This is a genomic window from Gordonibacter pamelaeae (genome assembly GCF_003340385.1).
Taxonomy (GTDB): Bacteria; Actinomycetota; Coriobacteriia; order Coriobacteriales; family Eggerthellaceae; genus Gordonibacter; species Gordonibacter pamelaeae.
In genome coordinates, this window is the sequence record NZ_PPTS01000003.1 from 254,010 (window position 1) to 268,906 (window position 14,897).

A 14,897-nucleotide genomic window follows, 5' to 3' on the forward strand; every position below is an offset into this window, starting at 1 on the left:
CTCCAGATCCGACGAGGCGCTTTCGAGCCGGGATTCGCGTTGGGCAATCGCCCGGTGTCGGAACCTCAAACGTTCGGCAACGGAGTGCGCGGCGCTCGGCGTTTCCGCAGTATGGTTGCTGCATCGCAACCGGCGAAACGCCGGTCGAGCCCTGCGCCACCTCGTGCAGCGGCGGATATCCCCGGCCTGGACCATGCGCGCCAAGCAAGCCCGCACACACTCATCCGGCGGGGCTACGACGGAATAGAGAGAAAGGTACGTACATGGCATCCATGCTCAAAAGGCTGTCGGGCGCGCTCGCGGCCCTCGTCGCCCTCGCGCTGATGGCTCCTATGGGAGCGGTTTCGGCGCTCGCCCTCGACGCGGGCGGCTTGGCCGACGACGGCAGCGCCTCGATCACGGTTCACAAATACAAGACCCAGTCGGCATCCAGCACGCCGGGCACGGGCGAGAACGGCCAGGGGCTTCCCGTGGGCGCCCAGCCGCTCGAGGGCGTGAGCTTCACCCTCTACCGGCTGGACAACGCCAAGGTGGAAGGCGCCGTGGCTGGGACGGCCGCCCCGGCCGGCGCTCCGACGGCCGACGACGTCGCGGCGTTCTTGGCGACCTACCGCGATAACGGGTTCGCCCCCAACGTGCAGACGACGGACCCCGACGGCACGGCCACTTGGGCCAGCCTGGCGTTCGGCTACTACCTGCTCGTGGAGACGGACGCGGGCGGGGCGAACGTGGACCCGGCCGTTCCCTCCATCGTGACGGTGCCGTACGCGCGCCAGGCGATGGGCGGATCCACGTCCTACGCCAAGGACGTGCACGTCTATCCGAAGAACGTGAGCCGCGAGGAAGTCGAGAAGACCGCCATCGGCGCACCCGACGTCACCGCCCCCGGTGAGAAGCTCGAGTACCAGATAGCGTTCATGGTACCCGAGGCGGGCAAGGTGCATGCGAGCGACGCGGCCGCCATGAAGGCCACGGTGGTCGACCGCCTGCCGCTCAATGCGGCGGGGCAGCCCGTCCTCACCGTCAACCCCTCTTTCACCGTGACCGCGCTCTCCAAGGGAGGCGACACGACCGCGCTCAATGCGGGCGATATCGTCTTCAGCGACACCTCGGCCTCCGATGGGCTGGTCACGTGGACGTTCGGACCGGAAATCGCGAAGGCTATCGAGGGTATCAACAGCACGAACGCCTCCAATGTGGACGGGCAGGTCGTGAAAGTGCTCCTGGGGATCACGGCGACGGTGAACGACAACGCCTACAACGGCGGCATCGACGCCACAGGGCAACCTTCCATCGCGAACACCGCCGTCGCCACCGTCAGCGACTCGGACGGCACGGTGATGATCGACGGCAAGGAGAGCGTCACCCCGGCCGTCACCACCATGGGCTTCAAACTGACGAAGGTGGACGCCGACGGCAATCCCGTCACGTCCGACTCGGCCACGTTCAAGCTGGCCGCCTCCTACGCCGACGCTGTCGCGGGCACGTTCATCAAGAACGGGTCGACGTCGGCGGACCTTACGGCGACGTCGAGCCTGGCCGACGGCACGGCGGTGTTCTCCGGTTTGAGCGCCCGGGCCCTCACCTCGGGCGGTGCCGCCTACACGGGCATCGGCGACGCGGTGGCGGCGGCGCGCGCGAACCTCGGCGCGCCCCAGACGGTCGAGCTGTGGCTCGTCGAGACGGACGCGCCCGACGGCTACCGCATCCTCCAGGCGCCCCAGAAGGTGACGCTGAGGATAGCGAAGGCCACGGCCGACGCCACGGTTTCCTCGACGGTCGTGGACGGCCCGCTGTCCGTGGTCAACACCATGAACGGCCAGGAGGGCGGCGGCAACTTCGCGCTGCCGAACACCGGCGGGATGGGTGCGGTCGCCTTCCTCGTGGCCGGCGCCGCCTTAGTCGCCTTCGCCGTGGCCAGCTTCGCGCGGTCGCGCAAGGGCGGCAAGCACGGCCCGTCCGGCCGGTAGGCAACGGGGCTGCACCCGCATGGGCATCGGAAAACTCGAAAGAACGCGCCGCGCGCCGCATGGCCGGGCGGCAGTGCGGCCGGCGCTGCTCGCCGCCCCCCGGCTGTTGCTCGCCGCCCTCGTGGTGCTGGCGTGCTGCCTTCCCGCAGGGTGGGCTCCCCGCGCCGCCGCGGGCGAGGAGTCCGCGCCTGCGGCGGCTGCCGCGGACGAGGGCGCCTCGGGCGCGGAGGGCGACGAGCCCGGCACAGCGCCCGGCTCCCCGGATGGCGGCGTCCCGCAGGAGGATGCCGGCGGGCTGGACGAAGACGCCCTCTCCTCCGGCGCCGACGGGGCCGCACCCGAGCCGCCGTCGGACAACGCGGCCGCTCCCGAGCCGGCCGTCGGCTCCGAGCAGCATGGAGAGGAGGACCGCGTGGCCGGCGCCGCGCTGTACGTCTCGTCTGCCGGCAGCGACGCCGACGGCGACGGAACGCGCGAGAAGCCCCTCGCGACGCTCGCCCAGGCGGTGCAACGAGCCGACGCAGGCTCGCAGGCCCAGATAGTCGTCATGGACGACCTCCAGGCCGCAGCCACCGCCGTCGTCGGCGGGAAGGACGTCGTCGTGCGCGGGGAGCCCGACGCCTCGGGCGCGGCGCCGACGGTCGTCGCCGGGGCCGCCGACGTGTTCTCGGTCGCCACAGGATCGCTCAAGTTGGAGGGCATCGTGATCGACGGCGCCTCCGTCCCGGCGGACCACCGGGTGGCGACCGTGACGGGGGAGGGCGGCTCGCTCACGCTGGGCCTCGGCGCCACCGTCCGCAACTGGAGCGCCGTCGGCACGGCCGGGGCGGTGCGGGTGCGCGCCAACGCGGGTCGTTCACCATGCTCGACGGCAGCGCGATAAGGGATTGCCGGCTCAAGGCATCGGCGGCGGGTGCCGGCGGGGCGGCGGCGAGCGTGTCGGCCGCCCGCAGCAGCGGCGCCAGCACCGTGCCCTCCGCATCGTACCGGGCCTCGTTCGCCATGGAGGAGGGCGCGTCCATCGTAGGCTGCACCACCACCATGACGGCCAACGCGACGTTCTCCGGCGGCGGCGCGGTTCGCGCGACGGATGCGGACGTGTCCGTGGGGAAAGGCGCCAGCATAAGCGGGTGCAGCCTGGAGTACCGAGCCGCGTCGGGCGCCCTCATCGATGCCGTGGGCACGGTTCAGGGCGGCGGGGCCCTCTTCGCGAACAACTGCAAGGTGGACCTCGCCGGCTCGGTGGACGACTGCCACATGGTCAGCGCCGAGAACACGGGGACCGGCGACTTCTTCTCGGGCGGCGGCGCGCTGTTCGTCTACGACTACGGCTGCACCACGGCCGTCGGGGTCGATTGCCGGACCAGCGTGAGCGGCACCGTCACGGGGTGCACGGCGCTCGCGGGCGGCGGCGCGTTCTACTGGAGCCAAGCCGACGGTTACGACCAGGGCGACAACCTGTGGGTGGGCCCGAGCGGCCCCTTGACGTCCGCCGACCAGGTGGTCGCGCGGGTACTCGACGCGTTCACGGTGAGCGGGACGTTCTCCGAATGCTCGACCTACGACGTCAACAACAGGCGCACGGCCTCGCTTACGAGCTACGCTGACTACGAGCGCTACGGCATCGGCGGCGGGGCCGTCTGCGGGGCCTACACCGGCCTGGTCGTGCTCGACGGCGGCGCGCTCCTGCAGAGCTGCTCCACGGGCAGCGAGGGCGGCGGCGTGTCGAGCTGGGGCACGTCGGTGTTCTGCCTTGACCGGACGGCCGACGGCCGCGGCGTGCCGGCAGTGCTGGGCTGCTCGTCCGGCGGCATCGCCGGCGGCGTGAGCGCGGGCGCCTCCGCGCACATCGAGAACGTCACGGTCAAAGACTGCAAGGCCGGCACGCTCGGCGGGGGCCTGTACATCTACAGCGGCTCGACGACGCTCTACGACTGCGACGTGTCCGGCTGCACCGCCGGCACGTACGGCGGCGGCATCATGCAGCACGTCGTGCACGACCTGTTCATGTACGGCGGCAGCGTGACCGGCAACCATGCGGGCACGGGAGGCGGCGGGATCGCGCTGGTGGGGCATTGGGGAGGGACGCCCTCGGCGCCGCGCGGCCTCAGCTTCAACTACCCTGCGAGCCTCAACGGCGGCTACACGAACCCGGTCTACTACAAGACGGCCATCCTGCAGGACAAGATCGTGGCGCCGTCGGTGGTGGCGGGCAACACGCAGGCCTCATCGAAAGCCTCCGATATCTGGACGCCCCCGTCGAGCCCCGTCACGCGCATCGCGGCGTCGGGCGGCTTCCTGCCCGGGTCGAAGGTCGGCGTGACGGTTTCAGACGGCTCGAGCGCCTACAACAAGGCGCGGACGCAGTTCGGCTCGGCCTCCCAGCCTAACCTCGACCTGTCGCCCTTCGCGAGCGATGTCGACGCGACGCTCGTCGCCTCCTACAGCGGCAGCACCCTGCGCTGGGTGGAGGGCTTCACCGTTTCCTACGACGCCAACGTTCCGGCGGGCGCTACCTTGGAGGGAAAGCCGCCCTTCGACGGCGTGGCGGGCATCCCGAGCGCCTACGCCCGCAGCGGCGGGACGGCCACGGTGCAGGGCGCGGGCACGCTGGCGGCGAGGGGCTACCGGTTCGTCGGGTGGAGCCCCGTCGCCTCGTCCGAGGAGGCGCCCTATACGCCCGGCGACCTGCTTGCCTACAGCGCGGCCCTCGATGCCGACGGCGACGGCCGCATCGTGCTCTATGCGGTGTGGGAGAAGGCCCCTGTGCGGGCGGACGTGTCGTTCGTGAAGGTGGGGGCAGACCAAGAGGCGGGAACCCGCATGCCCCTGGCGGGGGCGAGGTTCAACGTGTACCGCTACGTGGGCGACGTCGAGCTGGGGCCGGACACCGTGAACGGCGGCTCCATAGACCTCGCCTCGCCGGGCTCTGCCCAGTGGGCCGCCGTGATGGGGCCTTCCGGCGAGGAGGGGCAGCCGGGCGGCCTCGACGAGCCCTACGCCTTCGTTTCCTCCGACGGGTCGGAACCGGGCGCGCCGGCCGGGACGGTGACGCTCGCGGGGCTTTCGCCGGATGCTTGGTACATGCTCGTGGAGGCGTCCGCCCCCGCGGGCTACCAGCTGCCGACGGGACAGTGGGCGTTCAGGGTGGTCGAGTCGCCCGAGGGATCGGGCTCCTACGCCATCGACGCGTCCACGCTGCTCGCCCGCCAGGGCTCGGACGGGTCGCTGCCGCCCGCCTTCGCTTCCTCCATCCAAACGGCCGAGGGTGCGCGCGAGGGGCTCTTCCTGCCGAACGTGCCGGTGTTCGAGCTGCCCCGGACGGGGACCGCGCCGTGGCGCCTCCTGCTCGCCGCCGCCGGCGCGCTCATGGCAGCGGTGGGCATTGCGCTGGGATCGAGGGCCAGGAGGAGCCGCGCGTGAGGTCCGCCTGCCCGCACCCCCCCGCACCCCGACCGCCTGCTGCCGCCCGCCCGCACCGCCGCCGTCCCGACCGCGCGCCGGCCCCTTCCCGCGCGCGGCAGGCCGTCGCCGCAGCGTGCCTGGCGGCAGGCCTCGCCCTCATGCTCTACCCGGTGGTGGGAACGCTGCTCAACGAGCGGTCGTTCACCGACGCGGTGGGCCGCTACGAGGAGCAGGCGGCCGCGCTGCCCGAAAAGGAGCGCCAGGAGATGCTGGCTGCGGCCCATGCCTACAACGACAGCCTGCGGGGCGATCCCGTCCACGACCCCTTCATCCCGAACAGCGGCTGGGCGCAGCCCGAGGGGTACGACGACGTGCTGGACGTGGACGGCGCCGGCCTCATGGGCGTGGTGGAGGTGCCCGCCATCGGCGTGCGCCTACCCATCCGCCACGGCACGTCGGACGAGGTGCTGGCCCATGGGGCGGGCCACATCCCCCAGACGTCGCTGCCGGTAGGCGGGCCGGGCACGCACGCCGTGATCACGGGCCACACGGGGCTGCCCACGGCGCGGCTGTTCGACGACCTCTCGCGGCTGGAGGTGGGGGACGTGTTCGTCGTCGAGGTGTTGGGCGAGAGGCACGCCTACACCGTGGACGACGTGCGCGTGGTGGAGCCCGACGAGGTGGACGCCATCCGCATCGACGGGAACCGCGACTTCGTCACGCTCATGACCTGCACGCCCTACGGCGTGAACTCGCATCGCCTGCTCGTGCGCGGCGAGGCCTGCGAGCTGCCCGCAGAAGGCGCCCCCGCCCCTTTCCGACCGGACGTCTTGCCGTGGATCGCGGGCGGTGCCGTCGCGGTCGTCGCAGTTGCCGTGGGCACCGCCGTCGCGTTCCGGGCGGCCCGGCGGCGAAGGGGCCGTCGCTGAAAAGGGCGGGCGCCATGCGGGCGGCGTTGTCGCGCACGGCCCGTCTACGCGGCGGTTGCGGCTCGGTGCCGAAACGCGCCTCTGCCCTTGCCCGTGCCCCGCCCGCTTTAGAGTGGTTTCCCATGTAAACCCCCTAATTGATAGGAGCCTGCCCATGAGCACCCTCATCGTGCTCGGTTATCCGAGCGAAGAAGAGGCGAAGTCCGCCTACCAGAAGGTCCTCGACCTCGACAAGAACCTCATCGTCAGCCTGCAGTCCATCGCCGTGGTGGCGCGCCATGCCGACGGCAAGTACGACGTGGTCACGCCCGGTTCCAAGGTGGGCACCTCCACGGTGTGGGGCCTGTTCTGGGGCGTCCTGTTCGGCCTGTTGTTCTTCGTGCCCGTGTTCGGCGCGGCCATCGGTGCCGGCATCGGCGCGCTGACGGGCGCCATCGTGAAGCACGGCGTGGACAAGGACTTCCAGGACCGCGTGCGCAACCTGCTGTCCTCCGACGACAGCGCCGCCGTGTTCATGGTGGTGGACGAGATGACCACCGACAAGTTCATCGACGCCATCCGCCCGTTCGGCGGCGACGTGCTGCAGACCTCGCTGTCCGTCAAGGACGAGGACGAGCTCAAGCACGCCCTCTTCAAGAACTAGGCACGGCGCCGCATCCCCCTGCGTGCCCGATTCCGCGCTCCCCAACGACGAAGCCGCCCCAGCCGGGCGGCTTCGTCGTCTCCGCGTTCCCTGCCGGCCGGGCTCCGGCGCTCCCTCGCGCATCCGGCTTTCGCAGCCCGCCCCGAGGCAGCCCGGCGCCGCCCCCTACGCTCGCGCCTTCTTGCGCAGCCCCCAGGCGTACAGCACCGCCATGATCACGGCGGCCCCTCCCGTGAGCACCACGATGCCCACGACGAAGTTCGTCCACGGCAGCGTGGCCAGCACGGTGGCCACCGACGTGAGGATGCTGTACGAGAAGTTCGAGAACGACGACGCCGCGCCCACGCGGTCGTCGGGCTGGTCCAGCAGCACGACGAAGGCCATCGGCCGCACGATGCCCTCGGCCAGCGCGTAGGGCACGAAGGCCACGAGGAACAGCACCGGGCTCGCCGTGCCGAACGCCGCCATGAGCGCGAACGAGAGCGCGGTCAGCCCCACGCACAGCTTCAGGATGCCGCGAACCTTCATGGACTTGGACAGCCATACGTACACGTAGGGCGCCGCGATGGTGACCACGCACGCCGCGGCGTAGATGCAGCTGTACGTGAAGTAGGACACGGCGAAGAAGTCCATGAGCACGTAGGACACCACGGCGATGAACGCGAAGTACGGCATGCCGGCCACGCCCATGAGCAGCGCGAGCGCCATGAACGAGCGGTCGCCGCCAAGCGCGCGCACGCCGCGCAGCATGTCGCGCAGCGAGTCCGCCACGCCGGGGGTGGGCGCATCGCCGCGCAGGTGCGTCTCGGAGATGAGCAGCGACAGCAGGAACCCTATGACGCCGCACACGGCCAGGAACTCGAAGATGCCGCGCCAGCCGGCCAGGCTCAGCACGAACGTGCCGAGGAACGGCGCGAGCGCCGGCCCGATGATGATGAGCGACTGTAGGCACGTCATGGCGAGCTTCAGGTCGGGCCCCGCGTAGGCGTCCTTGATCATGGCCGTCTCGATGGTGGACACCGCGCCGTAGCCGAGCGCCTGCCCGATGCGGAAGGCCACGAGGAACTCCACGTTCGGCGCGAGGGCGCACAGGATGGACGATGCGGCGAACAGGCCGCAGCCGGCCACGAGCACGGGCCGCCGCCCGAAGCGGTCGCTCACCGGCCCCGCGAGCACCACGCCCACGGCGCAGAACGCGAAGAACACGAACACCGTCAGGTTCAGGTAGGCCGCCGACACGTCGAAGGCGCGCTGCATGCTGGGCAGCGCCGGCACGTACATGTCGATGGACAGGATGAGAAGCAGGTTGATGGAGAGCGCGCAGACGAAGAACGAGCGCGGCCCCAAATGCTTCTGGGGAACGGAAAGCTGCATGGAAGGTCTCCTTGGACGGTTCTCGCGGCCGCGCAGGTGCGCGGGCTGTTCGCCAGTATAGCACCGCCTCCTGCCGTTTGGCGCGTTGACCAGCACTTAGTCTCAAATCGAGAACCCTGCGCGCACGAGGTGCAAAGTGCGAGAAGGAGGGGCATCTTGAGACGGCCCGCGGACGCACCCGTGCGGTGCCGGCCGCTGCGTCCGACGCGATGCCGGCCGCCGCACCCGATGCCGCCGACGGCCGGAAGCTCCCGCGCCGGCGCGCCCCGAGCTGCGCCCCCGCGCCTTCCGCGCCCCGCGCGGGCTCGAACGCCGTTTCAGGGGTGCGCCCCGTCCCGTTTCGGGGGATAATGGCCGGTATACGATATCGCGACGAGCAAGAGGGGATTGCCGTATGGACGAGAACAAGCTGGGGAAGAAGATAACCACGCTGCGCGAGGCGCACCACCTCACGGCGCAGGACCTGGCCGACCGCTGCCAGTGCGACCTGCCGGTCATCGAGGGCCTCGAGGCGGGGGAGGTGCCGGCCTCGCTCGCGCCGCTCATCAAGGTCACGCGCGCGCTGGGCGTGCGCCTGGGCACGCTCATGGACGACGACGAGAACCTGGGCCCCGCCTACATCGACGTCGAGCAGATGCGCGAGGTCGAGCGCACGAAGAGCCTCGAGACCACCTCCGGCGGCGACCTCAGCTACTTCAGCCTGGCCGCCGGCCGCCCGTCGCGCCATATGGACCCGTTCGTCATCACGGTGGACCCGCGCGGCGAGGCCGACCACGAGCTGGTGGGCCACGAGGGCGAGGAGTGGCTCTACGGCATGGAAGGCGAGATCGAGATCGAGTACGGCAAGGAGATCTACGTGCTCCATCCTGGTGAGAGCATCTACTACGACTCCATCGTGCCGCACCAGGTGCGCGCTCACAACGGCCAGAAGGCGAAGTTCCTCGCCGTCGTCTACACCCCGATCTAAGGGAGGCGACATGACGACCGAGGAAACCTCCGCGCACGCCCCCGTCCCGGGCGATCCCGACTACCCGCTGCACTCCGAGAAGACCATCGGCCGCTACTTCCGCGACCAGGTGGCCATCGACCCCGACCACGAGTTCGTCGTGTACCCCGACCGCATGCTGCGCTGGACGTACAAGGACTTCGACGAGCGCACCGACAACCTGGCCCGGGGCCTTCTGGCCATCGGCCTGCGCCCGGGCGACCACCTGGGCGTGTGGGCGCGCAACATCCCCGACTGGCTCACGTTCATGTACGCCACCGCCAAGATCGGCGTGGTCATGGTCACGGTGAACCCCATCTACAAGTCCCACGAGCTGGACTACGTGCTCAAGCAGTCCGACATGAAGGCGCTCTGCGTCATCGACGCCTACCGCGACGTGGACTACCTCCAGATCATCCGCGAGCTCGTGCCCGAGACGCTCACCCAGCAGCGCGGCTACCTGGAGTCGGAGGCCTACCCCTGCCTCAAGCACATCATCTACATGGGCCCCGAGAAGCACCGCGGCTGCTACAGCGTGCCCGAGCTCATCCTGCTGGGGCAGCACGTGCCGGCCGACGCGCTCGAGGAGGCCGAGACCCACTTCGACAACAACAGCGTGGTCATGATGCAGTACACCTCCGGCACCACGGGCTTCCCGAAGGGCGTCATGCTCACGCACCGCAACATCCTCAACAACGGCTTCTACATCGGAGAAGGCCAGAAGCTCACGGCCGACGACCGCGTGACGCTGCCCGTGCCGTTCTTCCACTGCTTCGGCTGCGTGCTGGGCGTCATGGCCAACCTCACGCACCGCTCCACCATGATCATCGTGGAGGATTTCGACGCAGGGCTCGTGCTGCAGGCCATCCACAAGGAGCGCGCCACGGCCGTCTACGGCGTGCCCACCATGTTCATCGCCGAGCTCAACCACCCCGACTTCGACACGTTCGACCTGTCCAGCCTGCGCACGGGCATCATGGCCGGCAGCCCCTGCCCGCCGGAAACGATGCGCGAGGTCATGGACAAGATGTACATGAAGGAGATCACCATCTGCTACGGCCTCACCGAGACGAGCCCCGTGTTCACGCAGACGAGCGCCGACGACGACATCGAGCACAAGTGCGAGACGGTGGGCCGGGCGCACCCGCCGGTGGACGTGCGCGTCATCGACCCGGCCGACGGCCATATCTGCGCGCCGGGCGAGCCGGGGGAGCTCTGCTGCAAGGGCTACAACGTCATGAAGGGCTACTACAAGATGCCCGAGGCCACGGCCGAGGCCATCGACGCCGACGGCTACCTGCACTCCGGCGATCTGGGCACCGTGGACGAGGATGGCTACTACCGCGTGACCGGCCGCATCAAGGACATGATCATCCGCGGCGGCGAGAACATCTACCCGCTCGAGGTGGAGAACTTCCTGCTCACCATGCCCGGCGTGCTGGATGCGCAGGTGGTGGGCATCCCCGACGAGCGCCTCGGCGAGATCGTGGGAGCGTTCATCCGCGTGCGCCCCGGCTACGAGGCCATGACCGAGGACGACGTGCGCGCGTTCTCCATCCCGCGCATCGCGCGCTACAAGGTGCCCAAGCGCGTGTTCTTCGTGGACGACTTCCCCATGACGCCCTCCATGAAGGTGCAGAAGTTCAAGCTCCGCGAGATGGCCGAGGAGCTGGTGCGCGCGGGGAAGTAGCCCTCGAATCGCCGCCGTCGGGAGGGCGACGGCGGCGATTTCGACTCCTGCGCGGAGCGGCCTAAGACAGGCGCTTGCCGGCCGTCTCGCCGGGGGTGACGGAGTAGACCTCCTCCACGTGGATGAAGCACACGCCCTTGCTCGTGTAGTCGTAGCCCATCGAGCTCAAGATAGCCTGCACCTGCGCGGCCACCTGCTCGTAGCGCGGGCCCTCGTCCTCGTAGGTCACCGTGCCCTTCACTTGGAAGCCCCCCTCCTCGTCCCATACGGAGAGCGCCACATGCGGGTTCACGCGCAGGTTGGCGAGTGACTTGCATAGGTACTGGTCGGACACCATGACCGTCTCGTCGTCCCATGCCTGCTTCATGCTCACCGGCACCACGTTGGGCACGTCGCCCGTGCAGGTGGCGAATGCCGCCGCGTAGGCGTTGTTCACAAGCTCCTGGCACTCCTTCGGCATCTTCGCCATGAGAAAACCCCTTTCCCCGAAAGACGTGTTCCGCGCCGCCGCGTCGCGCGCGGGCGGCAGCGCACCCTTCACGCTATTCTACGACAACCTCGGCGCATACCACCGGCACGGGCGCCTTCAGGCAGTCGCTCACCGGGCAGCGCTCCTCCACGAGCGCCGCCAGCGCGCGGGCCGCAGCCTCGTCACTGCTTTTCAAGTGCATGCTGAAGCGTACCTCCTGCAGGCCGTTGCGCACGTCCGGCGCCTTGCCCGTGAAGCCGTCGGGATCGAGGTCGCCCTCCACCTCCACCCGCACGCCGTCGAGCGGCACGTCCTGCATGCGCGCGAACAGCAGCGTGGCGATGGCCTGGCAGGCGCCGAACGCGCACAGCAGCCCCTCCACCGGGTTCACCGACGTATCGGTGCCGCCCGACTCCTTCGGCTCGTCGAACGTGAGCTCGAATCCACGGCACGAGTCCTTGACCTGCAGCCCCGTTCCCGTCGATGCGATTTCCGCCTTCATCGTCTCGAGCATGGCGCACCTTCCTTTCCTCGATGGCGCTGCTACCGCAACGCGCCCTTCGGAGCCAGTTTAAGCGGCTCGTCCGGACGTGTTAAGTGGTCGGCGAAATATTGAGTCGCTCAAGTTTTTTTGAGTGACTTCCGTCAAGCAGTGCCGCGCGGTATGGTTGGTAGCGCGCCGTCGAGGGCGCGGTGGGCGAGGGGATGCGTCGTCTGTTCGGTGGAGAGGAAGTGCCTATGGCGTACAAACGCAAGCTCGAGAAGGATATCCGGTGCCCGCTGGAATACGGTTTGGACGTGTTCGGCGGCAAGTGGAAGTCGCGCATCCTGTGCGTGCTCTCCGACGGGCCGCTGCGCTATAGCGTGCTGCGCGACGAGATGGCCGACGTGAGCGATGCCGCGCTTGCGTCGGCTCTCAAGGAGCTCGCGACCGACGGCTTGGTCGTGCGGCGCCAGTTCGAGGAGATACCTCCGCGCGTCGAGTACGCCCTTGCACCGAAAGGGGAGTCGGTCATCCCCGTGCTCCAGCACATCTGCCAATGGGCCGGCCTCTTCCACCGGGACGTGGCCGATGCCGCGCTCGCTCGCTGCCGCCGTTGCGACTACGTCCGTCCAGTGTAGGGGCGGCAACCGTTTTCCAGCTTTTGCGCCTTGCCGGCCCCTACCGCCGCCCCTGAGCGAGCAGGCGGCAGCTCAGGTGGACGCGCAAGAGGTCGGTGCCCGCGGCGGCGGGGTTCTCCAGGTCGATGCCGGAGAGGGCCTTGATGCGCTTCAGGCGGTAGGCCAGCGTGTTGCGGTGGATGAACAGGGCCTCGGCCGTGCGCGAGGCGTTGCAGCCGTTGCCCAGGTAGGCGAGCGCGGTCTCCACGTACGCGGCGCCGTCCTCGGCGTCGGCGCGCGCAAGGGCCACGGCCGCGTGGTCGAGCAGCCAGGCTGCATCCGCGTCCAGGTCCAGGCGCAGGCGCACGTCCTCGAACCAGCAGTCGTCGTAGAAGCACGAGAGCGTTGAGCCGAACGCGCCGCCCGCCTCCGCATCGTCCACGAGGCCGTAGGCGAGCGCCGCCTGGTCAGCCGCCGTGCGGACGAGCGAGAAGTCCGCGAACAGCGACGAGAAGCCCGCGCGGAACCGCGGCTCGGCGCCTTTCTCAACGTCGTGGGCCGCATGGCGCGCGCGGAGCGCGGCCAGCGGGTAGTCGGCGTCGCGCGCCACCATGAGGGCCGCGTCCCCATCGTCGAAGAAGCGGGCGCGCGGGTAGACCTCGGCGACGAGCCTCACCGTCTGGCCGCGCGCGCCGGCGTCCTCGGCCGGCTCCGCAGCGCCGAAGCGCGCGACGAAGTAGGGATCGTCGGGCCGCCAGCCGGCCTTGGACAGCGCGTACCCCAGCACCTGCGGCCGCACCGGCCGCCCGTCCAGCAGGTCGCGCAGCGGCCCGAGCGGCTCCTCGGTGGGCTGCGGCCGGCCCTGGTGCGGCATCACGAGCGACAGCAGGTTGCCGAAGTAGTCCACGAGCGCGAAGTCGGCCGGCTGGAAGGGCGCGTTCACGTCCACGAGCTCGAAGCAGCCGTAGTACGCCCCGCCGCACACGAGGTTGCGCACGAGGTAGCTGCGCCCGTCGCCGGTGGCGTTCTCCATGAGGAACGCCCGATCCTGCGCGCCGGGGTCCGACGAGCCTGCCGCCCAGGCCTCCATGCACAGCTCGATGGGGCACGTGGTGGACGATGACGACGCCACGGCCATCATCGACGCGCTTGAGCGCCACGAAGCCCCTGCCGCCTGCGATGTCGACGGCAACGGCGCCGTAACGCTCGCCGACCTCCAGTTAGCCGCCGCGAACAGCGGCAAGACGCAGGTGGATGCCACCGTGGCCCGCGCGCTTCCGGCCGCGGCCGCCAAGGCGGCGCCCGTCGGGGGCACGGTGGCCGACCCAGACGCCCTGGCCTCCGTCGTGAACGGCGGCGCGTCGGTGGAGCTCAGCCCGGTCCAAGGCGCCCTTTCGGAGGATAATCCCGTCGCGGTGGCCTTCGAGCTTGCGCCCGAAGGCGAGGAGGCTCCCCTGATCGGCGGCATGACCGTCGAGGCGCCCAGCGATAACGCCATCGAGGGCGGTTATGTCGAGTATGACTACGTTGGGGCCGGTGGGGAAGAGCTGACGGGAAGGGCGAACCTTGTCTCGGCGCCGGCGCCGGCGCCCTTCCTCCGCTCCCGCGCCGCATCGGCTGCCACGGCCACGGTGGATGCGGGCGGCGCCATCGTCATCGACTTCGGCGGCCAGATCGCCGTGAAGAAGGTCACGCTCACCATCACGAAGACCTCCGGCAGCAACAACCTCGCCGAGATCTCCAAGGTGGAGTTCCTGAACAACATGGAGGACCGCATCCCCGAGCCGGACCTGAGCGTTCCGGGGAGCCTGGCGGCCGTCGCCGGCAGCAAGAAGTTCACCGTCTCGTGGGGCGCCTGCACCAACGTGACGGGCTACGAGCTCTCCCTCACCGCCCCCGGCAAGGACGGCGCCGCCGTCACGGAGGTCAAGCGCACCACCGCCACCTCCCTTACCCTCGCCTCCTTCAACGGCGGCAAGATCAAGAACGGCACCGTGTTCCACGTGAAGGTGCGCTCCGCCAACGGCGAATGGCGCAGCCCCTGGTCGGAAGAGGTCGAGGTGACGCCCAAGGCCGAGAAGGCGCCCGATGCCCCCGAGAACCTCGCGCTCACGGGCACCTATCGCGGCATCAGCGCCAGCTGGAAGAACATGGAGGACACCGATTCCTACCACCTGTTCTACCGCGAGAAGGCCGACGGTGCCGGATCTTACACGGAGATCGAGGGCATCGCGTCGTCATCGTATCAGCTGACGGGCCTGAAGGACGACACAGAATACGAGGTGTACGTGGTGGGCGTCAACGAGATAGGGAAGAGCGGTCCCTCGCTTG

The 14,897-nt window shown here is 69.7% G+C and carries 12 protein-coding genes and 1 pseudogene; 9 read left to right on the forward strand and 4 right to left on the reverse strand.

The window, feature by feature from the left end; translation table 11 throughout:
- Positions 1 to 263 precede the first annotated feature (263 nt).
- The 5 genes from C1877_RS06160 (at position 264) to C1877_RS06180 (ending at position 6,947) form a co-directional block, all read left to right on the forward strand.
- On the forward strand, positions 264 to 1,970 hold the full coding sequence (locus tag C1877_RS06160) for a SpaH/EbpB family LPXTG-anchored major pilin (protein WP_114568686.1): 1,707 nt from the start codon (positions 264 to 266) through the stop codon (positions 1,968 to 1,970).
- Positions 1,971 to 1,989: 19 nt separating this feature from the next.
- Positions 1,990 to 2,853, forward strand: coding sequence for a hypothetical protein (locus C1877_RS06165; protein ID WP_147274519.1), 864 nt, complete (start codon positions 1,990 to 1,992; stop codon positions 2,851 to 2,853).
- On the forward strand, positions 2,832 to 5,393 hold the full coding sequence (locus C1877_RS06170) for a SpaA isopeptide-forming pilin-related protein (RefSeq protein WP_114568688.1): 2,562 nt from the start codon (positions 2,832 to 2,834) through the stop codon (positions 5,391 to 5,393). The genes C1877_RS06165 and C1877_RS06170 overlap by 22 nt, the downstream gene beginning before the upstream one ends.
- Positions 5,390 to 6,304: a class C sortase gene (locus C1877_RS06175; protein ID WP_147274520.1), complete on the forward strand. Its 915-nt coding sequence runs from the start codon at positions 5,390 to 5,392 to the stop codon at positions 6,302 to 6,304. The genes C1877_RS06170 and C1877_RS06175 overlap by 4 nt, the downstream gene beginning before the upstream one ends.
- 154 nt (positions 6,305 to 6,458) lie before the next feature.
- A complete protein-coding gene (locus tag C1877_RS06180) occupies positions 6,459 to 6,947 on the forward strand; it encodes a DUF1269 domain-containing protein (protein WP_015538683.1) in 489 nt (162 codons plus the stop codon).
- 165 nt (positions 6,948 to 7,112) lie between these two features.
- On the opposite strand, the gene C1877_RS06190 is transcribed toward C1877_RS06180, so the two are convergent.
- Positions 7,113 to 8,321 (reverse strand): MFS transporter, encoded by a 1,209-nt coding sequence (locus C1877_RS06190; RefSeq protein ID WP_114568690.1) that lies wholly within the window; start codon positions 8,319 to 8,321, stop codon positions 7,113 to 7,115.
- Between the two features lie 394 nt (positions 8,322 to 8,715).
- Here C1877_RS06190 and C1877_RS06195 point away from each other — a divergent pair, with 394 nt between their 5' ends.
- Both C1877_RS06195 and C1877_RS06200 read left to right on the forward strand, forming a co-directional pair.
- Entirely contained in the window at positions 8,716 to 9,288 is a 573-nt protein-coding gene (locus tag C1877_RS06195) for a helix-turn-helix domain-containing protein (RefSeq protein ID WP_114568691.1), read from the forward strand.
- A gap of 10 nt (positions 9,289 to 9,298) precedes the next feature.
- Positions 9,299 to 10,996, forward strand: a complete 1,698-nt coding sequence (locus C1877_RS06200) for an AMP-binding protein (RefSeq protein ID WP_015538681.1) — start codon at positions 9,299 to 9,301, stop codon at positions 10,994 to 10,996.
- 61 nt (positions 10,997 to 11,057) lie between these two features.
- Here C1877_RS06200 and C1877_RS06205 read toward each other — a convergent pair whose 3' ends face one another.
- A complete protein-coding gene (locus C1877_RS06205) occupies positions 11,058 to 11,465 on the reverse strand; it encodes a pyridoxamine 5'-phosphate oxidase family protein (protein WP_041238711.1) in 408 nt (135 codons plus the stop codon).
- A 73-nt stretch (positions 11,466 to 11,538) separates the two neighbouring features.
- Positions 11,539 to 11,979: an OsmC family protein gene (locus C1877_RS06210; RefSeq protein ID WP_114568692.1), complete on the reverse strand. Its 441-nt coding sequence runs from the start codon at positions 11,977 to 11,979 to the stop codon at positions 11,539 to 11,541.
- A 224-nt stretch (positions 11,980 to 12,203) separates the two neighbouring features.
- On the opposite strand from C1877_RS06210, the gene C1877_RS06215 reads away from it, so the two are divergent.
- On the forward strand, positions 12,204 to 12,587 hold the full coding sequence (locus C1877_RS06215) for a winged helix-turn-helix transcriptional regulator (protein WP_015538679.1): 384 nt from the start codon (positions 12,204 to 12,206) through the stop codon (positions 12,585 to 12,587).
- 40 nt (positions 12,588 to 12,627) lie between these two features.
- Here C1877_RS06215 and C1877_RS15900 read toward each other — a convergent pair whose 3' ends face one another.
- Positions 12,628 to 13,707, reverse strand: a complete 1,080-nt coding sequence (locus tag C1877_RS15900; RefSeq protein WP_206671483.1) for a PucR family transcriptional regulator — start codon at positions 13,705 to 13,707, stop codon at positions 12,628 to 12,630.
- A gap of 622 nt (positions 13,708 to 14,329) precedes the next feature.
- Here C1877_RS15900 and C1877_RS16010 point away from each other — a divergent pair.
- A pseudogene (locus tag C1877_RS16010) lies at positions 14,330 to 14,890 on the forward strand (fibronectin type III domain-containing protein); the annotation flags it as partial.
- Between the last annotated feature and the right edge of the window lie 7 nt (positions 14,891 to 14,897).